This window comes from Bradyrhizobium sp. Unk1, from assembly GCF_059512345.1.
The window spans coordinates 30361-54200 of sequence record NZ_JCAMOP010000019.1 but is presented as its reverse complement, the minus strand read 5'-3'; the positions used below and the strand labels follow the sequence as shown (position 1 = coordinate 54200).

The window sequence follows — 23840 nt, the reverse complement described above, 5'->3', positions numbered from 1 at the left end:
GGGGAGGGCGAGGCTTATTCCCGGATGCGATGACGTTTTCGTGAGGTCGAGATTGGAGCGCAGCGGAATGCGGGGGCGCGGCTATCCCCGGATTACGCTTCGCTCCATCCGGGCTACGCAGGGGATTTGGCGAACTCCCGCACGGCGGCCACCACGCGCTCCGGCACTTCCTGCGCCACGCAGTGCCCGGCGCCCTCGAAGACCATCGTGCTGACGCGCGGAATCAGCGACACGGCGCGTGACGCCATCTCCTTGTAGATCGGTCCCGATTTCGCGGCAGTCGCGACGCGGACGGGGCATTCGATCTCGGTGAGCCCTGCAAACGGGTTGCCGCGGGCATCGCCAACGTAAACCTGCTCCATCGCCTCGTAGATCGGACGCAGCATCGCGTACTCGATCTCGGGCGTGCAACAGAGCCGGACACGGCCATCGTCGAGCGGCACGAAGCCGTGCTGCACATAGGCCCGGAGCGAGGTCTCGGTCCAATCGGCAAACGCCGGCGCAGCGCGGTAGCGCTCGAACACCGTGTAGGCACTGTCGAACTCGGCCCGCCTGCGCAGCGTGCCCTGCACGCGGGACAAGGAGTCTTCGCTCAAGCCTCCGGGCCGCGCCGCGCGCGGATCCATCGCCGTCGGCTCCATCACGAACAGGCGTGTGAAGCATCCGGGCAAGAGTTTTGCCGCAAGCAGAAGATCGGTCGCACCTGCGCTGTGGCCGATGCCGTAGACGTCGCGCAGATCGAGCGCATCGATCACCCGGCAGACATCCTCGGCATAATCAAGGAAATGATAGGCATCGGGCTTGTGGCTCGCGCCATGGCCGCGGCGGTTGAGCGCATAGACGGTGTAGGTCGATACAAGCTCGCGCGCGACCTCGTCCCAGACGTCGGCGACGAAACCGGTGCCGTGCACGAGCAGCGCGGGCGGCCTCCCGCTCTCGCCCCATTGCAGCATCGCGATCTGCGCGTCAGTGGGGCCGATGGAGAAGCGATGTGGATTGATCATGGGGACAGGATGCTACTTCGCATCCTCCAAAATCATCGTCGCGCCCTTCTCGGCGATCATCGCGGTCGGCGTGTTGGTATTGCCTGACGTTATCGTCGGCATGATCGACGCGTCGATAATGCGCAGGCCGCTCAGGCCGTAGAACCGCAACCGCTCGTCCACCACCGCCATCGGATCATTCGCCGCGCCCATCTTCGCGGTGCCGACGGGATGGAAGATGGTGGTGCCTATGTCACCGGCGGCCTTGGCGAGAGAGGCGTCGTCGTCGCCGACGGTGGGACCGGGCAGATATTCGCTCGGGCGATATTTCGCGAGCGCCTTCTGCTGCATCAGCCGCCGCGTGGTGCGGATGGCGTCGGCGCCGACCTGGCGATCGTCGTCGGTCGACAGATAGTTCGGCGCGATGATCGGCTTCTCGTCCGGGCTTGCCGAGCGCAGCCGTATCGTGCCGCGTGAGGTCGGCTGCAGATTGCAGGCGCTCACCGTGATCGCGGGGAAGCGGTGCAGGGGATCGCCGAACTTGTCGAGCGACAACGGCTGCACGTGGAACTGGATGTTGGCGCGGGCGCGCGTCGCGTCGGAGCGCGTGAAGATGCCGAGCTGCGACGGCGCCATGGTCAGCGGGCCGCGGCGGCGGAAGGCGTAGTCGAGCCCCATCAAGCCACGGCGGAACAGGTTGTAATAGGTCTCGTTCAGCGTGCGGACACCCTCGACCTTGTAGATCGCGCGCTGCTGGAGATGGTCCTGGAGGTTGCGGCCGATTCCAGGCTTGTCCATCACGATGTCGATGCCGAGCGGCGACAGCCAGTCGGCGGGGCCGATGCCGGAGCGATGCAGCACCTGCACTGAGCCGATGGAGCCTGCCGAGAGGATCACTTCGCGCTTGGCACGCGCCTCGATGACCTCGCCATTCTGGATGAAGCGTACGCCGACGGCGCGGCCCTGCTCGATGATGAGACGATCGACCAGCACGTTCTTCTCGAGCCGCAGATTTTGGCGGTTCAGCGCCGGCTTGAGGAAGCCGCGCGCCGACGACCAGCGCCGGCCGCGCTTCTGGTTGACGTGGAAATAGCTGGTGCCTTCGTTGTCACCGGTGTTGAAATCCGGGATGCGCTTGATGCCCATCTCCTCGGCGGCGTCGCCGACGGCGTCGAGAACGGCCCATGACAGCCGTGGCGCCTCGATGCGCCAGCCGCCGCCGGTGCCGTGATGTTCGCTCGCGCCGAGGAAATGATCCTCGAGCCGCTTAAACAGCGGCAGCACGTCGTCATAGCCCCAGCCGGTCATGCCGAGCTGGCGCCAGTGGTCGTAATCGGCGGCCTGTCCGCGCATGGAGATCATGGCGTTGATCGCCGATGAGCCGCCAATCACCTTGCCGCGGGGATAGGCCAGCGAGCGGCCGTTCAGGCCCGGCTCGGCCTCGGTCTTGAACATCCAGTCCGAGCGCGGATTGCCGATCGCGAAGAGATAGCCGACCGGAATGTGGAACCAGATCCAGTTGTCGTCGCCGCCGGCTTCGAGGATGAGGACGCGATTCCCTGGCTCGGCCGAGAGGCGGTTGGCGATGATGCAGCCGGCCGTGCCGGCTCCGACGACAATGTAGTCAAACTCACCTTCGAGCCGCCTCGGCATTCTGCTGCTTCCACCCAAACAGGCGTCATGCCCGGGCTTGTCCCGGGCATCCACGCGCTTTCCGTCCTAATAGTCAGACGTGGATGGCCAAGACAAGCCGGTGACAGGCCCGGCCATGACGAGAGCACAGGGGACCCTCGATCCGCGGGAGTTAGGTGGACTGGTGCTTGCATGGTAGACAGTCCTGTATTCCCAACAAAGCTTGAGACCCTCCATGCCCATCGTGAACCGCGTCGCCGACCTCCAACCCGATATTCAGGCCTGGCGCCGGGACATCCACCAGCACCCGGAGCTGCTGTACGACGTTCACCGCACCGCAGCATTCGTGGCGGACCGACTGCGCGAGTTCGGCTGCGACGAGGTCGTGACCGGCCTCGGGCAGACCGGCGTGGTTGGCGTGATCAAGGGCAGCAAGCCGGCCGGCGATGGGCTCAAGGTGATCGGCATGCGTGCCGATATGGACGCGCTGCCCGTCGACGAGCAGACCAACCTGCCTTACGCCTCCAAGATTCCGGGCAAGATGCACGCCTGTGGCCATGACGGCCACACCGCGATGCTGCTCGGTGCGGCCCGCTATCTCGCCGAGACCCGCAACTTCGCCGGCGATGCTGTCGTGATCTTCCAGCCGGCCGAGGAGGGCGGCGCCGGCGGCGCGGCCATGGTCAAGGACGGCCTGATGGAGCGCTTCGGCATCGAGCAGGTCTACGGCATGCACAACGGCCCGGGCATTCCGATCGGCTCGTTCGCGATCCGGCCGGGCCCGATAATGGCGGCGACCGACGAGGTCGACATCATGATCGAGGGCCTCGGCGGCCACGCCGCGCGACCGCACAAATGCATCGATTCCGTGCTGGTCGGCGCGCAGGTGATCACCGCGCTGCAGTCGATCGTCGCCCGCAGCGTCGATCCGCTGGAATCGGCCGTGATCTCGATCTGCGAATTCCACGCCGGCAATGCCCGCAACGTCATTCCGCAGACTGCGACGCTGAGGGGCACCATCCGCACGTTGTCGCCGGAGGTGCGCAAGCTGGTCGAGAAGCGCGTGCACGAAGTGGTGGCGGGCGTGGCGCAGATCACCGGTGCCAGGATCGACCTGCACTACAAGCGCAACTACCCTGTCGTGAACAACCACGCCGCGGAGACCGAGGTGGCGCGGCGCATCGCCAGGAACGTTGCCGGCGAGGCCAATGTGCACGAGATGCCGCCGCTGATGGGTGGCGAGGATTTCGCCTACATGCTGGAAGCGCGGCCCGGCGCGTTCATCTTCTGCGGCAACGGCGACAGCGCCGGCCTGCATCACCCCGCCTACAATTTCAACGACGAGGCGATCGTGTTCGGCACGTCCTATTGGGTCAAGCTGGTCGAGGAGTCGCTCGCGGCGTCTTAACGCCGAACCGAAGCACAAACGAAGAGGGCCCGTGCATCGCACGGGCCCTTTGTCTTTGCGGAATGATCGGCTCAGAAAATCCGCGAGAAGATCACATACAGCGTGGCCGACAGCGCGATCGCGCAGGGCAGCGTCAGCACCCAGGCCATCAGCAGGTTGCGGATGGTCGCCATCTGCAGGCCCGAGCCGTTCGCGGCCATGGTGCCGGCGACGCCGGACGACAGCACGTGGGTGGTCGAGACCGGCAGGCCGAACACGTCGGCGGCGCCGATCGTGGCGGCGGCGACCAGCTCGGCGGAGGCGCCCTGTGCGTAGGTGAGATGGGTCTTGCCGATCTTCTCACCGACGGTGACGACGATGCGCTTCCAGCCGACCATGGTGCCGAGGCCGAGCGCGATGGCGACGGCGACCTTCACCCAGGTCGGGATGAACTTCGTGGCGCTATCGAGGCCGCCCTTGTAGGCGTTCAAGGTCGCGACCTCTTCCTTGTTGAGGTCGTTTTCCTTGTCCTTCATCAGGAAGCGGATCGCTTCCGAGGTCAGGTACATGTCGTTACGGGTGTTGCCGACCACTTCCGCCGGCACCTTGTTGAGCGAGCCGTACTTCGCGACCTGGTCGCCGACATCCTTCACCAGCACCGACAGCGAGGGGTAGGTGCCTTCGCTGATGTGGTGCGAGGTGATGTACTGTGTCACCGCAGGACGGGGATCGCCGATGATCGAGTGACCGGCGCCCTTGGCCGCGATCACCTTGGAGGCGGCCTCCGAGACCTTCTGGAACTGGGCGACCTGGCTCTCCGGCAGCGCGCGGTTGAGCGCGTAAGCCGTCGGCACGGTGCCGATCAGGATCAGCATGATCAGGCCCATGCCCTTCTGGCCGTCGTTCGAGCCGTGGGCGAAGCTGACGCCGGTGCAGGTCGCGATCAGCAGGCCGCGGATCCACAGCGGCGGCGCCTTGTTGCCTTCGGGCGCGGCGTACAGGGCGGGGTTGCGCACGATGAACTTGAGCAGCAGCAGCAGCACGGCGGCACAGATGAAGCCGAACAGCGGCGACAGCAGGAGCGCGTAGCCGATCTCGGTGGCCTTGCTCCAGTCGACGCCCGAGGTGCCGTCGCGGCCGCGCATCATTGCGTTGGCAATGCCGACGCCGATGATCGAGCCGATCAGCGTGTGCGAGGAGGAGGCGGGCAGGCCGAAATACCAGGTACCGAGGTTCCAGATGATCGCGGCGATCAGCAGTGCGAACACCATGGCGAAGCCGGCGCTCGAGCCGACCTGGAGGATCAGCTCGACCGGCAGCAGCGAGACGATGCCGAAGGCGACTGCGCCGGAGGACAGCAGCACGCCGAGGAAGTTGAAGAAGCCCGACCACATCACCGCGACTTCGGCCGGCAGCGAGTGGGTGTAGATCACGGTCGCCACCGCGTTGGCGGTGTCGTGGAAGCCGTTGACGAACTCGAAGCCGAGCGCGATCAGCAGCGCGACGAACAGGAGGATGTAGGGCAGGAAGGTCGTCACCTTCGTGCCGGTCGCGTTGACGTCGACATAGATGCTGTAGGCAACGAACAGCAGGCCTGCGGCAAGGATGCCGAAGAACAGGATCATCGTTAGCGGGTTAAAACCCTTGTCGAGATTTGGCCTGGAAGCCGGCTGGACAGGCGTCGGATCGCCTACCGCACGGTCGAATGCAATATCTGTCATTTTTGGACGCCCCTTAACTAATTTGAAGGGCTATTGTCCGCGATGGATTTGAAGGCTGGATGACAACTGCGTCGTAAAGTCGCTTTCCCTCCAGTATTTGCCAGTATTTAGGCGGCGCGCGGGGCTTTCTTCTGCAAGCCGGCGGCAATCTTCAGGTCATCGACAAAGCGCTGATATTCCAGCACCTTGGCTTCCGGATCGGGCAGTCGCAGCAGATAGGACGGGTGCACCGTCACCAGCGCCTTGCGTCCGTCGGGCAGGTCTATGAGCCGGCCGCGGGTCTTGCCGATCGGGGTGATCTTGCCGAACACGCTTTGCGCGGCGGTGGCGCCCATCGCCACGATGAGCTCGGGCTGGATTGCCGAAACTTCCCGCTCGTACCATTGCCGGCACGCCCGGATCTCCGGCGTCGCCGGCTTCTGGTGCAGGCGGATCTTTCCGCGCGGCACGAATTTGAAGTGCTTGACCGCGTTGGTGACATAGACCTTGTTGCGGTCGACGCCGGCTTCCGCCAGCGCACGGTCGAGCATCTGGCCGGCCGGGCCGACGAACGGATGGCCGGCCAGGTCTTCCTTGTCGCCGGGCTGCTCGCCGACCAGCATGATGGTCGCGTCTTTCGGGCCCTCGCCGAACACGGTCTGCGTGGCATCCTTGTAGAGCGGGCAGGCGCGGCAATGTGCGGCCTCCTCGCGGAGCGCTTCGAGATCGTCGGCAGCCAGCTTGCGTGGCATCGGAGCCTCCGGCCGCTTCTGGGGCTTGTGCGGATCGGTTGCGGCATTGGCGATCATGGCGCCGGTCATGCGCTCGGCGTCTTCGATCAAGGGCTTAATGATCGACGCCTCGGGCAGGTTCCTCCAGTATTTCTTCGGCATCTCCGTCTGCATTGCCTTCACCTTCAGCCGCGCCGGGTTGAAGATGCTGGCGTAGTAGCGCCGCCAGGTTTCCTCCAGCCGGTCTTCGCCGGGTGCTTCGCTCTTGCTCACGCCCGACGTGAACGAGAGCGCGTGGCCATCCCAATGCGCACACAGATCGGGTGTCAGGATCGACCAGGGCATGTCGGCGAAGCGCTTGGCGAAGAACGGCGCGGCAAGCTCGACGATGTGATGCTCCGGCTCGAACCAGGCGACGTAATGCGCCGCGCGCTCGCGTCCGATCTCGCGGAAGCGCACGAAGGCATGCATCTTGTGCTCGTCGCGATGGACTGCTCTTGCCATGGCGGTGATCTGCGCGACATCGGGATCGGTCGCGACCTCGATGAGATCGTGATTGTCCTTCAAGCGCCAGAGCAGGCGATAGAGGATCGCAAAGCGCTCGCCGTCGCGATGCAGGATCGCGGCCTTGGCGAGCTCGACGAATTTTGCGGACACATTGAAGGTGCCGTCGTTCACCTCAAATATCGGAGACGGCGCGGGTGGCGCGAACAACTCCGCTTCGCCGCCTTGTACGGTCCAGGTGACATCGCTTGGCTGCACATGATGCAGCACGAGCGACCGTGCGGCTTTGCGCCAGCCGTCGAAATCGGTTTCGGTGTCGAGGGTGATGTACTGCATCAGAAGCCAAACCCCAGTTGTGTTGCCTTCGGCTTGAACCGTTCGATCAGCCCGGCGGCATCGAGACGATGCGGGGCGGGCCGGTGATCGCTGAGGACGATGAATGGCAGCGCCTTGTTGCGGGGCACGTGCAGCCGCGCGAGATCGGAGAGGCGGATCGTGGTGGTGCGCCGCGTCGCGATGATGCGTTCGACCGCCTTGGTGCCGAAGCCGGGCACGCGCAGCAGTTCCTCGCGGCTGGCGCGGTTGACGTCGAGCGGGAAGCGGTCGCGATGGCGCAGCGCCCAGGCGAGTTTTGGATCGATGTCGAGCGGCAGCATCGCGCTGTCGTCGACGATCTCGCCGACGTCAAAACCGTAAAAGCGCATCAGCCAGTCGGCTTGGTAGAGCCGGTGCTCGCGCAGCAAGGGCGGTGCACGCAGGGGCAGGGCGCGGCTCGCATCGGGGATCGGGCTGAAGGCGGAGTAGTAGACGCGCCGCAGCCTGTATGAGCCGTAGAGATTGGCGCTGGTGTGCAGGATGGTGTGATCGGAGGCCGCGTCGGCGCCGACGATCATCTGCGTGCTTTGCCCGGCCGGTGCGAAGCGCTGCGGCCTGGCCTTCGTCTTCGCGTTGCGGCCTTCCTCGGCCTCGTCGAGCTTCAGCCGCAGCCGGCCCATGGTGCGGCGGATCGCACGGACGTCTTTCTCCGGCGCGAATTGCTGCAGGCTCGTCTCCTCAGGCATTTCGATGTTGATGGAGAGACGGTCGGCATATTTGCCGGCTTCCGCGATCAGCGCGTCGTCGGCCTCGGGAATGGTCTTGAGATGGATGTAGCCGCGGAAGTGATCCTCCTCGCGCAGTTTGCGCGCGACGCTGACCACCTGCTCCATGGTGTAGTCGGGGCTGCGGATGATGCCGGAGGAGAGAAACAGGCCCTCGATGTAATTGCGCCGGTAGAAGTCGAGCGTGAGCTTGACCACTTCGTCGATGGTGAAGCGGGCCCGCGGCACGTTGGAAGAGGCGCGGTTGACGCAATAAAGGCAGTCGTAGTTGCAGGCGTTGGTCAGGAGCACTTTGAGCAGCGAGATACAGCGTCCGTCCGGCGCGTAGGAATGGCAGATGCCCATGCCCGGCGCGGTCGAGCCCATGCCCTTGCCATCGCTGGAATCCCGCTTCTCGGTGCCGCTGGAGGCGCACGACGCATCGTATTTGGCGGCATCGGCCAGAATCTCCAGCTTGCGTTGTACGTCCATCGTGGGATCCCTTTGATTCAGCTTACGAATCCGGATGAGCACCAATTCGATTGACTCCCCGGCCGCTGTTAGCTTTATATTAGAACATATCATGAACAAATGAGCCAGCCGCAGGTTCTTATTTTTGAGACCCTCGGCAATCACCTCTGAAGGAGCGGCGTATATGAGCGGCGCACGGATGAACGCGCTTGCGACCTTGCGCGGCCAGATCGAGCGCATCGAGACGGCGGAGGTCGTGCATCAGCACGATCGCGTCGCGCTCGGCCACGGCGAGGTCGACAGCGCGCTGAAGGGCGGGCTCGCGCGCGCGGTGATCCACGAGGTGTTTTGCGAAGGCCGGCAGGGAACCGCCGCGACGGGTTTTGTCATGGGGCTTGCGGGGCGTGTCTCGCGGCGCCGGCCGCTGCTGTGGGTGCGGCAGGATTTTTCGGAAATTGAAACCGGCGCACTGTCGATGAGCGGGCTTGCCGAGATCGGTCTCGATCCGCGCCGCGTGGTGATGGTGCGCGCCGCCGATGTCGAGAGCGCGCTGCGGACCTCGGCCGATGCGCTGGCCTGCGACGCGCTTGGCGCCGTCGTGCTCGAGCTCTGGGGTGAGACGCGGCAATTCGATCTCGTGGCGAGCCGCAAGCTGACACTGGCCGCGCAAGGCTCCGGTGTCACCGGCTTGCTGCTGCGGATGGCGGCGCAGCCTTTGCCCTCGACCGCGGAGACACGATGGATGCTGCGCGCGGCGCATTCGCCGCCGGGCCCTGCTTCAATGCCTGCGGCGCCTTTGAGCTCCTGGGGTGCGCCGCGCTTCGATGCCGAGCTCTTGCGCAATCGTCATGGCCCGTGCGGCCGGTGGATCATGGAATGGAAATGTGATGAGTGCCAGTTCAGTGAACCGTCGGCGTATCCTCAGCCTGTGGCTGCCGCGCCTGCCCATCGATCGGATTCAGCGGTTTTTCGGCGCGCTGGGTAAGGCCAATGATCCGAGCATCGTTGTCATCAAGGACAACAATGCGCTGGTGATCCATGCGCTCAATGAAGCCGCCGAGCGCCTCGGCTTGCACATCGGCCAGCCCCTGGCCAATGCACGGGCGATGTGTCCGGACTTGAAAGTGTTCGACGCCGATGTCGTGGCCGATGCGAAGACGCTCAGCGACGTCGCCGACTGGTGCGACCGCTTCACGCCGCTGGTGGCGCTCGATCCGCCGCACGGGCTGTTTCTGGACATCACCGGTTGCGCGCATCTGTTCGGTGGCGAGGCCGCGCTGTTGCAGACGCTGGTCCGCGCGCTCGCCCGTCAGGGTTTTGCCGTCAGCGCGGCGATCGCGGGCACCTCGGTCTGCGCGCGCACGCTGACGCGGCAGGCTTCCGGAACCATCGTCGCCGATGGCGGGGAGGCGGCGGCGATCAGCCGGCTGCCGGTGTCCGCGCTCGGTGCGGGCGAGGCCATCACCACGGGTCTGCGCCGCGCCGGCCTGAAAACCATCGGCGATGTCGCCTCGCGCGAGCCGCATGAGATCACGGCGCGGTTTGGCGCCCGGTTCTCCACGCTGCTCGCGCATGCGCAGGGGCATGGCGATGCCCCGATCAATCCGCGCAAACCGCTGCCGGATTACATCGTGGAGAAGCGCTTTGCCGAACCGATCGCCACCGACACCATGATCGCGATGACGCTGTCGCGGCTGGCCGACACGCTGATCGCGTCCATGGAGAAACAGGGCAAGGGCGCGCGGCGCCTGGAAGCCGCCTTCTTTCGCACCGACGGCGTGGTGCGTGCGATCATGGTCGAGACCGGGCGGCCGGTCACGCAAAGCAAAGTCATCGACCGTCTCTTTCGCGAACGTCTCGATGCGCTCGCCGATCCGCTGGATCCCGGCTTCGGCTTCGACATGGTGCGGCTGTCGGCAAGCCGCACGGAGGTCGTGGTGCAGGAGCAGCGCGATCTCGACGCCCATGTCCACGACAATGACGAGCTCGCCGCGCTGATCGACCGCATCGCCGCGCGCATCGGCGGAAAGCGCGTCGTCGTGCATTTGCCTGAGGATACCCATATCCCCGAATGTGCGGTGCTGGCCGCGCCGGCGCAGCACCATCTCGCCGTGGCCATGCAGGCCGTATGGCCGGCGCGCGCCGAGAGCGAGCCGCCGCTGCGCCCCCTGCGGCTGTTCGACAGACCGGAGCCGATCAAGGTGCCGTTCGCGACCGTGCCCGACGGCCCGCCGCATCAATTCACCTGGCGACGCGCGCTGCATGCGGTGGTGCGGGTGGAAGGGCCCGAGCGCATCGCGATGGAATGGTGGCGGCAGGACGGCAAGCAATTGACGCGGGATTATTTCCGCATCGAGGATGCCGAAGGCCTGCGCTTCTGGATCTTTCGCGACGGTCTTTACGAAGGAGAGGTGTTCGACGACGAAGGCAAACCCATTCCCCCCAACTGGTATGTCCACGGTCTCTTCGCATGAACACGCCTGCTTATGCCGAGATCGGCATCACCACCAACTTCTCCTTCCTGCGCGGCGGCTCGGATCCGCGCGCCTATGTGCATCAGGCGAGCATCCTCGGCATTCCCGTGATCGGCATTGCCGACCACAACACGCTCGCCGGCGTGGTGCGCGCCTACAAGGAGCTCGACAATGACAAGGTGCTGCACAAGCCGAAATTGCTGATCGGCGCGCGCATCGTCTTCATCGACGGCACGCCCGACATTTTTGTCTATCCGCGCGACCGCGCCGCCTATGGCCGGCTGTGCCAGCTCCTCACCAGGGGCAAGCGCGGCGACGACATCACGCGGATCGAGAAGGGCGAATGCCATCTCACTTTTGCCGACCTTCTCGAGTTTTCCGAGGGACAGCTCCTGGTCCTGACGCTGCCGCATCGCTTCGAGCCCGCGCAGGCGCTGGATGTTCTCCCAAAGCTTAAGGACAGCCGCGCCGAGGGCGTGTGGCTGGCGGCGAGCCTGGTCTACCGCGGCGACGACCGCCGCCGCCTGGCGCGGCTCGATGATCTCGCCGCCAAAGCAAACGTGCCGCTGCTCGCGACCAACGAGGTGCTCTATCACGATCCCGGCCGCCGCCCCCTCCAGGACGTGCTCACCTGCATCCGGGAAAAAACCACGATCGAGGCGGTCGGACGGAAGCTGGAAGCCAATGCCGAGCGCTTCCTGAAGACGCCGCGCGAAATGTCGCGGCTGTTTCGCGACTTTCCCGAGGCGATCGCGGAGACCATGCGCTTTGCGGGTAAGATCGATTTCACGCTCGACCAGCTCAAATACCAGTATCCGGACGAGCCGGTGCCGCGAGGCAAGACCGCGCAGGGGCATCTGGAGGATCTGACCTGGGCGGGCGTGCAGACATATTTCGGCGGCAACATCGATGACAAGCTTCGCGCGACCCTGAAGAAAGAGCTCGCGCTGATCGCCGAGCTGAAATACGCGCACTACTTCCTCACCGTGCACGACATCGTGCACTACGCGCGCAGCCAGAACATCCTGTGCCAGGGGCGGGGGTCGGCGGCGAACTCGGCCGTCTGCTACGTGCTCGGCATCACCTCGGTCGACCCGACCAAGGTCGATCTGCTGTTCGAGCGCTTCATCTCCAAGGAGCGGCTGGAGCCGCCTGACATCGACGTCGATTTCGAGCATTCGCGGCGCGAGGAGGTGATGCAATATGTCTATCGCCGCTACGGCCGCCACCGCGCCGCGATCATCGCCACCGTCATCCATTACCGCCCGCGCAGCGCCATTCGCGACGTCGGCAAGGCGCTGGGCCTGACCGAGGACGTCACCGCCGCGCTCGCCGACACCGTGTGGGGAAGCTGGGGCAAGGGTCTCAACGACATGCAGGTCAGGCAGGCCGGGCTCGATCCCAACAATCCCATGATCAACCTCGCGGTCGAGCTGGCGACCGAGCTGATCGAATTCCCGCGCCATCTCTCCCAGCATGTCGGCGGCTATGTGCTCACCCAGGACCGGCTCGACACCTATGTGCCGATCGGCAACGCCGCGATGGACGACCGCACCTTCATCGAATGGGACAAGGACGACGTCGACGCGCTCAACATGATGAAGGTCGACGTGCTCGCGCTGGGCATGCTGACCTGCATCAGGAAATGTTTTGATTTGATCGACCACCACAAGGGCAAGCGCTGGGTGTTGGCGAGCGTTCCGCAGGACGATCCCAAGGTCTACGACATGCTGTGTGACGGGGAGTCGCTAGGCGTATTCCAGGTCGAAAGCCGCGCCCAGATGAATATGCTGCCGCGCCTGAGGCCGCGGACCTTCTACGATCTCGTCATCGAAGTCGCGATCGTGCGCCCCGGGCCGATCCAGGGCGACATGGTGCACCCATATCTGCGACGGCGAAACCGTCTGGAAAAAGTGAGCTATCCGTCTCCGTCGCCGGATCACGGCGACAAGGACGAGCTTTACAATGTGCTGCACAAAACGTTGGGCGTGCCTTTGTTCCAGGAGCAAGCCATGCGCATCGCGATCGAGGCGGCGAAATTCACCTCCGAGGAGGCTAACGGCCTGCGCCGCTCGATGGCGACCTTCCGCAATGTCGGCACCATCGGCCAATACGAGGAGAAGCTGATCGGCAACATGGTCGCGCGCGGCTACGATGCCAACTTCGCCAGAAGCTGCTTTGACCAGATCAAGGGCTTTGGTTCCTACGGTTTTCCGGAGAGCCATGCCGCGAGCTTCGCGCAGCTCGTCTACATCTCGTCATGGCTGAAATATCATCACCCCGATGCATTCTGTTGCGGCCTGCTGAACTCGCAGCCCATGGGCTTTTACGCACCGGCGCAGATCGTCGGCGACGCCCGCAAGAATGGCGTCGAGGTGCGCGACATCGACGTATCCTACAGCTTTGCGCAAAACACGCTGGAGAACACCGACGGCAAATACTGCGCCGTGCGCCTCGGCTTCCGCCAGATCGACGGCTTTCACTGGCTGGATGAAGACGAAGAACGGCTGAAAAGGGATCAGGCGCTGCGCAAGCGAAGCGTGGATGAACCTGAGTCAGGAACGCGCCAGCGGATGGGTTCCCTCCCCCGCAAGGGGGGAGAGAGCCCTGCCACCATCTCTGTGGCTTTGGACCAGATTGAACTCGACTGGGCCGACCGCATCGTTGCCGCCCGCAACCGCCATCCGTTCACCTCGCTCGAAGACTTCGCCCGCGACACCGGGCTGCCCAAGCGTGCGCTGATCCTGCTCGCGGATGCCGACGCCTTCCGCTCGCTCGGCCTCGACCGCCGCGAGGCGCTGTGGCAGGTGCGGCGGCTGCCCGACGACGTGCCGCTGCCGCTGTTCGAAGCCGCGACCGCGCGCGAGCAGCCGGACGAGCATGCAAAACCATTGCCGGAGATGCCGCGGGCCGAGCAGGTGGTCGCGGACTACCAGACCATCCGGCTATCGCTGAAGGGCCATCCGATGGAGTTTTTGCGCGAGATGTTTTCGCGCGAGCGTGTCGTGGCCTGCAGGGACATCAGCCATGAGAACGAGCGGCGCCGCGTCCGCTGTGCCGGCGTGGTGCTGGTCCGGCAGCGGCCAGGTAGCGCCAGCGGCGTCGTGTTCATGACGCTGGAGGACGAGACCGGCATCGCCAATGTCGTGGTGTGGCCCAAGATCATGGAGCAGTACCGCAAGGAGGTAATGGGCGCACGCCTCATCGAGGTCGAGGGCTATATCCAGAGCAGCCCCGAAAAGGTGACGCATCTCATCGCCCAGCGCATGGTCGACCGCTCGCACGATCTGGTCGGTCTCGCCAACGACGCGCTGAGCCGCAAGCATCCGGTGCCGGCAGGCGCCGACCTGATCGAGCCCCTCAACGACGATCCCCGCGCCCACGCGGACATGCCGGCGCAAAAAATCCGCCACCCCCGCAACGTCCGCATCCTGCCGCCGTCGCGGGATTTTCATTGAGGGGTCATGACAACCGCTTGGATCGGCTAATCCCGCCCAACGATCGATACGATTTGAATTAAGTCTCTAAGCAACCTGAAAGCGAGATACCTATACACTTGGTTGTGCCCGATTTGGACATGACGGGGTGATGTTTGCAGCAACTGGAACCGCCGCAACGATCGCGCGGCCTCGCCGTCGCCGTAAAGCCGGATCGAAGACCCTCCCGTGTTGATAGGCTGAGTCTCTGGTTATCCAAGGGCAGCACGATCGACGGGCTTTGGATCGGGACGACCGAAAGCAAGCCTTACCCGGCGTTGCGCCGCGTGAAAGAGGCCCTCCAGCTCATCAAGCGCCACGACACACTCAACTATTCCCGTATCACCCGCAATCTCGACCGCATATGGGTGCACCTGCTCCCCAGCGCCCAGGCGCACTATGACGGGTCATTGAACGCTTGCGCCCTCGATGAACGTTACGTTCTCAACGAGACAACGACGCTTGAGCGGATCGCCTCAACCATCGTCCATGAAGCGACCCATGCACGGTTGGAGGGCTGGGGGATCATCTATGAAGAAAAGAGCCGCTATCGGATCGAATCGACCTGTCTTCGACGCGAGCTCAACTTCCTCACGAAGCTGCCTGACAGCGGACCCATGCAGGAAGAAATTGTTCGTACATTGGAGTGGTGCGAAAGCGACCAGATTTACCTTTCCGACGCGAGCTTTCGGGACCGCGAAGAACAGGGCCAGATTGATACATTGCGCTATTTGAAAGTGCCGGACTGGCTCGTGCAATTTGCAATGTGGGTCATTCGCAGGCGGCGTTCGCGTCTACCCGCACCATGAGTGCCTGAGCCTCCGCGAGGAACGAAGCGACGAAGCGATCCAGACTGTATCTGCGACAATCTGGATTGCTTCGCTGCGCTCGCAATGACGAGCTTGTTGAGCCGGGCCGTGTCACACTCTCGGTGTCATACCCCGCGACCCGGCTACGCCAAGGCTTCGCCGGGGCTGAGGTCCAGGGCCGCCGAAGCTTTAGCGTAGGCGGCAAGCGGGGTATCCAGTACGCTGCGGCCCCTCGGCTCTAGCCGAGCCGTCTCTGGAATACTGGGTCGCCCGGTCAAGCCGGGCGATGACAGAGTGCCCCCTCTAGAAATTCACCCGGTTCGAAATCGCGCCATCCACGACGAGATTGGAGCCGGTGGTGAAGCCCGACACCGGGCTCGCCAGAAACACCGCCGCGCTTGCGATCTCCTGCGGCGTTGCCATGCGGCCCGTCGGATTGCGCTTCATCGCGTCATTGTAGCGCTCCGGCATGTTCTGCTCGATCATGTTCCAGACGCCGCCCTTGAAATAGACCGTGCCCGGCGACACCACGTTGACGCGGATCTTCTTCTTGGCGTATTGCCGCGCCAATCCCTTGGCCATGTGGATCAGCGCCGCCTTGATCGGGCCGTAGGAGCTGGCGAGATCGGCCTGCGCCGCCGAAATCGAGGAGATGATGACGAAGGCGGCGTCGCCGCTCTTTTCGCCGCTGGCCTCGAGGAATGGCCGCGCGGCGTCGAACGCATGCACGGCGCCGAGCACGTCGAGCCGGAAGTTCTGCTCCCAGGACGCCGCATCATGGCCCTGCGCCATCGCGCCGGCATTGGCGAACAGCAGGTCGACACCGCCAAGCTCCTTTGCAGCAGTCTCGATCCAGGATTTCAGCGCCGCGCCGTCGGTGACGTCGACCGGTCCGCCGCTGGCGCGGATCCCGCTTGCCTTGAGTTCAGTGACGGTCGCCGCAACCTGATCCGCGTTGCGCGCGCACACCGCGACATTGGCGCCTTCGCCGGCCAGCGTCGTTGCAATCGCCCGCCCGATGCCGCGTGTGCCGCCGAGGACGATGGCGTTTTTGTTTTTGAGACCGAGATCCATTGTTTGGTTTTCCTTTTTGTTGGTAGCCGGGAGTGTAGCCGTTTCAAACGAGACGCAGAAGCCTCCACGCCGTCATTGCGAGGAGCGAAGCGACGAAGCAATCCAGACTGTCTCCATGGAAAGACTCTGGATTGCTTCGCTGCGCTCGCAATGACGGCTGTGGAATCAGCGCCCCCTCACTCCGGTGCCGCTCCCACCGGCGGGCCGCCGGGCGGGCGGTGCAGGAAGGTCAGCGAGGCGTAGGCGCCGGCCCAGGAGCCGATCGCCGCGAAAGCGACATAGAACGGGTTTTCGGTGTAGCTGATCACGGCGTAGGAGGAGAGCAGGTACCAGACCGCGCTCCAGTTCGCCGCCGGCACGCGCTTGCGCGCGATCACGGCCGAGGTGAACATGACATAGACTGCGTCGGTGGCCGCCGTTGCGATGAACACGGCGCCTGCGGTGAGGGGATCTACGGCGGCCATTGCATTCCTTTCTGCGATCATGACATGGTCGCGAAAACTACAGCATGATCCGAAAAATGCGCAGCGGATTTCCGAAAGGATCATGCTCAAATCTGAAAGGGAGAGAAGCGGTCATGCAAAGCCCCGCCGATATTCTCAAGGATCTCTGGACCTCCATCGGCGGCGACAAGGCCGCGCTCGAACGCGTGCGGCTGACCGGCGAGGAGCCGCAAATTCCGTCCTCGTTTCGCGTCGCCGTCGCCGGACAGACGACGATCGCCGCCGCCGGTCTTGCCGCGGCCGAAATCTGGAGACTGCGCAGCGGTGAGACGCAGGACGTCTCCGTCGACATGCGTCACGCCGTCGCCGAATGCCGTTCGGAGCGCTATTTGCGCCTCGACGACAAGCCGCCGCCGCCGGCCTGGGACGCCATCGCCGGCGTCTACAAAACCGGCGACAACCACTTCGTCCGCTGCCACACCAATTTCCCGCATCATCGCGACGCCGTCTGCAAGGTCCTCGGCTGCGAGCCCGAGCGCGACAAGGTTCAGGCCGCGTTGATGCAATGGAAGGGCGAGGATTTTGAAACTGCGGCCTATGCCGCGGGCGGCGTCGTCGCCCTGATGCGCTCCTACGACGAATGGTCCGCGCTGCCACAGGCGCGCGCGCTCGCCGAACTGCCGCTGGTCTCGATCGAGAAGATCGGCGAGGCCCCGCCCAAGCCATGGCCGCAGGGATTGTCGAACGGCGATCGTCCGCTGTCCGGCCTGCGCGTGCTCGATCTTTCGCGCGTCATCGCAGGCCCCGTTGCCGGCCGCACGCTCGCCGCGCACGGCGCGGATGTGCTGCTCGTCTCGGGGCCGGAGTTGCCGGCAATTCCCTGGCTCACCATCGACACCGGCCGCGGCAAGCTCACCACGTTGGTCGAGCTGAAGAGCGAGGCGGGCAGGGCGCAGCTGCGCGAGCTGGTGAAGGGCGCCGACATCTTCTCGCAAGGCTATCGCCCGCGCGCGCTCGCCGCTCTCGGGTTTGCGCCGGAGGATGCAGCGAGCATCAATCCCGGCATCGTCTATGTCACGCTCTCGGCCTATGGCCATGCCGGCCCCTGGGCGGAGCGGCGCGGTTTCGATTCACTGGTGCAGACCACGACGGGCTTCAACCACGCCGAGGGGCAGGCCGCCGGCATCGACGGTCCCAAGGAATTGCCGGCGCAGATGCTCGATCATGCCACCGGCTATCTGATGGCGTTCGGCGCGATGATGGCCAAGGCACGCCAGGCCCGCGAGGGCGGGAGCTGGCACGTGCGCGTATCGCTGGCGCAGACCGGACGCTGGCTGTGGAATCTCGGCCGGCTCGATGGCGGCCTGGACACCCCGGATCTTACGGGCGAGGCCGTACATGCTGCATTCATCGAGCCCATGCCATCTGGCTTCGGCACGTTGAAGGCGGTGCGCCATTCCGCGCTGCTGTCGACCACGCCGGCGCGATGGAGCCGCCCGGCGATGCCGCTCGGCAGTCATCCGCCACAGTGGCCGGCTCGAAACTGACGTGAAGCTGACGCGATGCAATATTTTAACGCAAACGGAAAGGTGGCTGGCGTTTTTTAGGTTGTTTGAAATCCCAATTCAGCACTATTAGCGCGACCGATAAGGCAGGCGTCTGCCGAGATCGTCGCAGACTTGACCGGGCCCCATGGTAGTTGAAAATACCAAGCGATTGCAGGTGTTTACAAAACAACGGATGATCACATCCGTAGTTTTACTGGCACTCGCCTGCGCCGGTGCCTATGGCTTCATGCGCGTGGGGGCCAAGGAGAAGAGCCACTCCGAGATCTCCAGCCAGTCGCGCAGGAATGCGCAGAATTTCACGCCGACGCCGTCCGAATGGGCGACGCTGACGATCGAGCCGGTCAAGGCCAAGACCTTCCGGGCCGAATATGTCACCGAGGGCAAGGTCGCGGTCGATGAGGATCGCTCGACGCCGGTGTTCTCGCCCTATGCGGGCCGGGTGACCAAGCTGCTCGCCAAGCCGGGCGAGATGCTGAAGCAAGGCCAACCGCTGTTCACAATCGAGGCCGCCGACACCGTGCAGGCCCAGAACGATTTCATCGCGGCGATGACCGCGCAGAACAAGGCGAAGTCTGCGATCGATCTTGCCGACATCCAGTTCAGGCGCGCCAAGGACCTCTATGAGGGCCGCGCCATCCCGCTGAAGGACTATCAGCAGGCCGAAACGACCCAGGTCCAGGCGCAGAACGACGTGCGCTCCTCGGGGACGGCGCTGGAGGCCGCGCGCAACAAGCTGCGCATCCTCGGCTTCACCGACGAGACCATCAAGGCATTCCAGGACAAGGGCGTCATCGATCGGGAGATCACGATCTACTCGCCGATCTCCGGCACCGTCGTGCAGCGCAAGATCGGTCCGGGCCAGTACGTCAATTCCGGCGCCAGCGACCCGGTGTTCGTGATCGGCGACCTCTCCACGGTCTGGCTCACCGCCTTCGTGCGCGAGAGCGATGCGGCCGCGGTGTGCATCGGGCAGGACATCAGCGTCAACGTGATGGCGCTGCCGGGCCACCCCCTGACCGCCAAGATCAACTACGTCGCCGCCGCAATCGATCCCAACACGCGCCGCCTGCTGGTTCGCGCCACCATCGACAACAAGGACGGCCTGCTCAAGCCGGAAATGTTCGCCAACGTCACGATCTATTCGGCCGGCGACCGTGCCGCGCCGGCGGTGCCGAAGCAGGCGCTGATCTACGAGGCCGACAAGGTCCGCATCTGGGTCGCGCGCGAGGACAAGTCGGTCGAGCTGCGCCAGATCAAGACCGGCCTCATCAATGGCAATTTCGTCGAGGTCACCAGCAATCTGAAGCCAGGCGAGCAGGTCGTCACCAAGGGCAGCCTGTTCATCGACCGCGCGGCGTCCGGTAGCTGATTGACGACCCAAGAAAATTGAAGACCTGAATGGATCGTCTCGTCGCCCTTGCCGTCAACCGGCGCTTCCTGATGGTCGGGATGTTCTTCGCCGTGCTGATCGGCGGCCTGATCGCGTTCAACCAGCTCAACATCGAGGCCTATCCCGATCCGACGCCGCCGATGGTCGACATCGTGACGCAGAGCCCGGGCCTGTCGGCGGAAGAGATCGAGCGCTACATCACGATTCCAATCGAGACCCAGGTCGCGGGTCTGAAGAACCTCACGACGATCCGCACCATCTCGCTCTACGGCCTCTCCGACATCAAACTGCAGTTCTCCTTCGCCTACACCTATGACGAGGCGCAGCAGCAGGTCTTGAACCGCCTGGCGCAGCTCGCGCCGCTGCCGGGCAATGTGCAGCCGCAGATCTCGCCGCTCAGCCCGATCGGCGAAATCTTCCGCTACCGCCTCGTCGGTCCGCCGAACTACAGCGTGCTCGATCTCAAGACCATCCAGGACTGGATCCTGCAGCGCCGCTTCCGCGCCGTGCCCGGCGTCATCGACGTCACCGGCTGGGGCGGCAAGAGCAAGACCTACGAGCTCCAGGTCGATTTCAACAAGCTGGTCGCCAACGGCCTGACACTGCCGCAATTGCTCCAGGCGGTCAGCAACTCCAACGTCAATGTCGGCGGCAACACCGTCAATATCGGCCAGCAATCGGCCGTGGTACGCGGCGTCGGCCTGATCCGTTCCATCGACGACCTCGCCAACACCATGGTCTCGCAGACCAACGGCAATCCGGTGCTGGTCAAGGACGTCGCCACCGTTACTGTCGGTCAAAAGCCCCGTCTCGGCATTGCCGGCATCGACGATTCCGACGACATCGTGCAGGGCATCGTCCTGATGCGCCGCGGTGAGCAAAGCTCGCCAACCATCAAGCGCGTCCACCAGCTCGTTCAAACCATCAACAACTCCAGCATCCTGCCGCCCGGCGTGCGCATCGAGCGCATCTACGATCGCGGGGACCTGATCGAACTCACCACCCACACCGTGTTGCACAACATGGTGGTCGGCATCCTGCTCATCGTGCTGTTGCAGTGGATGTTCCTCGGCGATCTCCGCAGCGCGCTGATCGTCGGCGCCACGATTCCGTTCGCGCTGTTCTTCGCCGTGATCATCCTGGTGCTACGCGGGGAATCCGCGAATCTGCTGTCGGTCGGCGCCATCGATTTCGGCCTCATCGTCGACGCCACCGTCATCATGGTGGAAGCGATCTTCCGCCGCCTGACGCAGACGACGCCGGTGTCGGAATCCGAGCAGATGTCGCCCGAGACGCTGTTCGGCATGAAGAGTCACGCCATCCTCAGCGCCGCCGCCGACGTGTCGCGCTCGATCTTCTTTGCCGCTGCGATCATCATCGCGGCCTTCATACCGCTGTTCACGCTGTCCGGCGTCGAGGGCAACATCTTCGGACCCATGGCGCGCACCTATGCCTATGCGCTCGCCGGCGGACTGCTCGCGACCTTCACGGTGACCCCGGCGCTGTCCGCGATCATCCTGCCCGCGCATGTCGAGGAGACCGAGACGAGGGTCATGCGGATCCTGCATCGGATCTACATGCCGGTGCTGAATTGGGCCGTCGCCAACCGCGGTATCATGCTCGGCGGCGCGGTCGGTCTGGTGCTGATGACGGTGGCGCTCAGCCGCCTGCTCGGACTGGAATTCCTGCCCAAGCTCGAAGAGGGCAATCTCTGGATCCGCGCCACGCTGCCGCCGACCATCTCGCTCCAGGAAGGCAACACCTACGTCAACGAGATGCGCAAGCTGATCCGTGCCCGGCCCGAGGTAGAATCCGTGGTGTCGCAGCATGGCCGCCCCGATGACGGCACCGACGCGGCCGGCTTCTTCAACGCCGAGTTCTTCGCCCCCCTCAAGCCCGCGAGCCAATGGCCGGGAACGCACGACAAGGAAGAGTTGACCGCGCAGCTGTTGAAGCAGCTCGACGACCGCTTCCCCGGCGTCGAATTCAACTTCTCGCAATATCTCCAGGACAACGTCTCCGAAGCGGTCTCGGGCGTGAAGGGCGAGAACTCCATCAAGCTGTTCGGCAGCGATCTCCAGGCGCTCACCGACACCGCCAACAAGATCAAGTCGGTGCTGGCGACGGTGCAGGGCGTCACCGACCTTGCGGTGTTCACCTCGCTCGGGCAGCCGACCATTCAGATTGACATCGACCGTGCCAAGGCCGCGCGCTATGGGCTCGCGCCCGGCGACATCAACGCCACCATCAAGGTCGCGATCGGCGGCGATACCGCGGGCGATCTCTACGAGCCGGGCTCCGATCGTCACTTCCCGATCATCGTCCGCCTCGCGCCGGAATATCGCAGGAGCGCGGAGGCGATCCAGAATTTGCGCATCGGCGCGCCCGGCCCCAACGGCACCGTCACGCAGATCCCCCTGAGCGAGGTCGCCACCATCAGCCTCGTCTCCGGCGCCGCCTACATCTATCGCGAGCAGCAGGAACGCTATCTTCCGATCAAGTTCTCGGTGCGCGAGCGCGACCTCGGCAGCGCGATCCGCGAGGCGCAGCAGAAGATCGCCGAGCAGGTGCAGCTGCCGCCCGGCGCGCACATGGACTGGGTCGGCGAGTTCGGCAATCTCCAGGACGCGATTCGCCGGCTGTCGATCGTGGTGCCGATCTCGCTGACGCTGATCGGCGTGCTGCTCTGGTTCAATTTCGGCTCGATGACCGACACGCTGCTCGCCATGAGCGTGATCCCGATGGCGATCTTCGGCGGCGTGCTCGGCCTGTTGATCACCGGCACCGCCTTCAGCGTCTCCGCCGCGATCGGATTCATCGCGCTGTTCGGCATCGCCGTGATGGATGGCATCATCATCCTGTCGCAGTTCAATCAGCTGATCGAAGAAGGCATGGACCGCATGAGCGCGGTGATACGCACCGGCGAGTTGCAGCTCCGTCCGGTGCTGATGACCTGCGTCGTCGCCGGCGTCGGCCTGCTGCCGGCGGCGCTGTCGGAAGGCATCGGCTCGCAGGTGCAGAAGCCGCTCGCCGTCGTCGTCGTCACCGGCATGATGCTCGCGCCGGTCGTGATCCTGGTGACCTTGCCGGTCCTGATTTCCTTCTTCTCCCGCCGCGCGCGCTGATCGCGCGCGGCCGCCGCGCCTCAGAATCCGTAGAGCCGCGCGGGATTGTCGACCAGGATCTTCTTGCGCACCTCCGCATCCGGCGCCCACACCGGAAGCTGGTTGAGCAGCCGGCCGTCGTCGATCCGATAGAGCGGCGCTATGTCGGTGGGCTTGCGTCCCTCGACGCGGCTGGAATCCGGATGCGGCCAGTCGGTGCCCCAGACGATGCGGTCCGGGTTCGCCGCGATCAGCGCGCGGGCATAGGGCACCATGTCCTGATAGTCGGGCGCGAGCTTCGACGAGCGATAGGCCCCTGAGACCTTCACATAGGCCTTGCCGGATTTGACGAGCGCGATCAGGTCGGAAAATCCCGGCTGCTCCAGTCCGAGCGACGCCTCGAGGCCGCCGAAATGGTCGAATACGGCCGGCACGGGCGAAGCCAGCACGAGCTCCTTGATCGCCGAGATCATCGGCAGGGTGGTGTAGAGCTGCACGTGCCAGCCGCGAGCCTTCATGCGCTCGACGGCGGCCGAAAAACGCGCGCGGCCGACATTCGGATCGCTGACGCCGCCGGTGGCGAGATTGATGCGACTGCCGCGAAAACCGTCCGCCTGCATCGCGTCGAGCTGGGCTTCCGTCGTCTCGTCATCGATCACGGCGACCCCGCGGGCTGTCGCGCCGCGCGCCTTCATGCCGAACAAGGTGGAGGAGTTGTCAGTGCCGTAGACACTCGGTGTCACGATCACCACGCGCTCGATATGCAGCGCCTTGTGCAGCGCCGCCATTTCCTCGGGGCTTGCCGGTTCCGGCGTATAAACGCGCCCCGCGAAGAACGGAAACTTTTCGACGTCACCGTGGATGTGAGTGTGGCAGTCGCAGGCATGGGCCGGAACGTCGAAATCGACCGGCGTCGCGGGTTGCGCCGCACGGGCGTGAGCTTTGTTGGTCATGGCTACTCCGGCGGCAAGGGAGGCAAGCAGGACGCTGCGTCGGTTGAGCATGGTTTCTCTCC

At 64.5% G+C, this 23840-nt stretch carries 16 protein-coding genes; 8 read left to right on the top strand and 8 right to left on the bottom strand.

The window, feature by feature from the left end:
- Positions 1-113 precede the first annotated feature (113 nt).
- The gene (locus AC5ZFO_RS24185; RefSeq protein WP_282518890.1) at positions 114-1004 is read right to left on the bottom strand and encodes an alpha/beta fold hydrolase; all 891 of its coding nucleotides are present in this window, start codon (positions 1002-1004) and stop codon (positions 114-116) included.
- Between the two features lie 12 nt (positions 1005-1016).
- The gene (locus tag AC5ZFO_RS24180; RefSeq protein WP_282518889.1) at positions 1017-2636 is read right to left on the bottom strand and encodes a GMC family oxidoreductase; all 1620 of its coding nucleotides are present in this window, start codon (positions 2634-2636) and stop codon (positions 1017-1019) included.
- A 214-nt stretch (positions 2637-2850) separates the two neighbouring features.
- Between AC5ZFO_RS24180 and AC5ZFO_RS24175 the strand changes: the two genes are divergently transcribed.
- Positions 2851-4023 (top strand): M20 aminoacylase family protein, encoded by a 1173-nt coding sequence (locus AC5ZFO_RS24175; protein WP_282518888.1) that lies wholly within the window; start codon positions 2851-2853, stop codon positions 4021-4023.
- A 71-nt stretch (positions 4024-4094) separates the two neighbouring features.
- On the opposite strand, the gene AC5ZFO_RS24170 is transcribed toward AC5ZFO_RS24175, so the two are convergent.
- From AC5ZFO_RS24170 to AC5ZFO_RS24160, 3 genes are all read right to left on the bottom strand, one after another.
- Positions 4095-5723, bottom strand: a complete 1629-nt coding sequence (locus AC5ZFO_RS24170) for an inorganic phosphate transporter (protein ID WP_282518887.1) — start codon at positions 5721-5723, stop codon at positions 4095-4097.
- A gap of 107 nt (positions 5724-5830) precedes the next feature.
- Positions 5831-7273 carry a UdgX family uracil-DNA binding protein gene (locus tag AC5ZFO_RS24165; protein ID WP_282518886.1) on the bottom strand — a complete coding sequence of 481 codons (1443 nt, stop codon included), beginning with the start codon at positions 7271-7273 and terminating at the stop codon, positions 5831-5833.
- Positions 7273-8508: a putative DNA modification/repair radical SAM protein gene (locus tag AC5ZFO_RS24160; protein WP_496122731.1), complete on the bottom strand. Its 1236-nt coding sequence runs from the start codon at positions 8506-8508 to the stop codon at positions 7273-7275. The genes AC5ZFO_RS24165 and AC5ZFO_RS24160 overlap by 1 nt, the downstream gene beginning before the upstream one ends.
- Before the next feature lie 163 nt (positions 8509-8671).
- Between AC5ZFO_RS24160 and AC5ZFO_RS24155 the strand changes: the two genes are divergently transcribed.
- The 4 genes from AC5ZFO_RS24155 (at position 8672) to AC5ZFO_RS24140 (ending at position 15246) form a co-directional block, all read left to right on the top strand.
- The gene (locus AC5ZFO_RS24155; RefSeq protein ID WP_282518884.1) at positions 8672-9472 is read left to right on the top strand and encodes an ImuA family protein; all 801 of its coding nucleotides are present in this window, start codon (positions 8672-8674) and stop codon (positions 9470-9472) included.
- Positions 9375-10961 carry a Y-family DNA polymerase gene (locus tag AC5ZFO_RS24150; RefSeq protein WP_282518883.1) on the top strand — a complete coding sequence of 529 codons (1587 nt, stop codon included), beginning with the start codon at positions 9375-9377 and terminating at the stop codon, positions 10959-10961. Before AC5ZFO_RS24155 ends, AC5ZFO_RS24150 begins: the two co-directional genes overlap by 98 nt.
- On the top strand, positions 10958-14419 hold the full coding sequence (locus AC5ZFO_RS24145) for an error-prone DNA polymerase (RefSeq protein WP_496122730.1): 3462 nt from the start codon (positions 10958-10960) through the stop codon (positions 14417-14419). Before AC5ZFO_RS24150 ends, AC5ZFO_RS24145 begins: the two co-directional genes overlap by 4 nt.
- 134 nt (positions 14420-14553) lie before the next feature.
- Positions 14554-15246 carry a hypothetical protein gene (locus AC5ZFO_RS24140; protein ID WP_496122729.1) on the top strand — a complete coding sequence of 231 codons (693 nt, stop codon included), beginning with the start codon at positions 14554-14556 and terminating at the stop codon, positions 15244-15246.
- A 303-nt stretch (positions 15247-15549) separates the two neighbouring features.
- Here the strand turns inward: AC5ZFO_RS24140 and AC5ZFO_RS24135 are convergent, their stop codons facing one another.
- Both AC5ZFO_RS24135 and AC5ZFO_RS24130 read right to left on the bottom strand, forming a co-directional pair.
- Complete coding sequence (locus AC5ZFO_RS24135) at positions 15550-16320, bottom strand: SDR family NAD(P)-dependent oxidoreductase (RefSeq protein ID WP_282518880.1); 771 nt, start codon at positions 16318-16320, stop codon at positions 15550-15552.
- 176 nt (positions 16321-16496) lie between these two features.
- Entirely contained in the window at positions 16497-16784 is a 288-nt protein-coding gene (locus AC5ZFO_RS24130) for a hypothetical protein (protein ID WP_063984616.1), read from the bottom strand.
- Between the two features lie 113 nt (positions 16785-16897).
- Here AC5ZFO_RS24130 and AC5ZFO_RS24125 point away from each other — a divergent pair, with 113 nt between their 5' ends.
- The 3 genes from AC5ZFO_RS24125 (at position 16898) to AC5ZFO_RS24115 (ending at position 22846) form a co-directional block, all read left to right on the top strand.
- A complete protein-coding gene (locus AC5ZFO_RS24125; RefSeq protein WP_496122728.1) occupies positions 16898-18310 on the top strand; it encodes a CoA transferase in 1413 nt (470 codons plus the stop codon).
- Positions 18311-18455: 145 nt separating this feature from the next.
- Positions 18456-19700 carry an efflux RND transporter periplasmic adaptor subunit gene (locus AC5ZFO_RS24120; protein WP_282518878.1) on the top strand — a complete coding sequence of 415 codons (1245 nt, stop codon included), beginning with the start codon at positions 18456-18458 and terminating at the stop codon, positions 19698-19700.
- Positions 19701-19729: 29 nt separating this feature from the next.
- Positions 19730-22846 carry an efflux RND transporter permease subunit gene (locus AC5ZFO_RS24115; protein WP_282518877.1) on the top strand — a complete coding sequence of 1039 codons (3117 nt, stop codon included), beginning with the start codon at positions 19730-19732 and terminating at the stop codon, positions 22844-22846.
- Positions 22847-22866: 20 nt separating this feature from the next.
- On the opposite strand, the gene AC5ZFO_RS24110 is transcribed toward AC5ZFO_RS24115, so the two are convergent.
- The gene (locus AC5ZFO_RS24110) at positions 22867-23829 is read right to left on the bottom strand and encodes an amidohydrolase family protein (RefSeq protein ID WP_496122727.1); all 963 of its coding nucleotides are present in this window, start codon (positions 23827-23829) and stop codon (positions 22867-22869) included.
- Between the last annotated feature and the right edge of the window lie 11 nt (positions 23830-23840).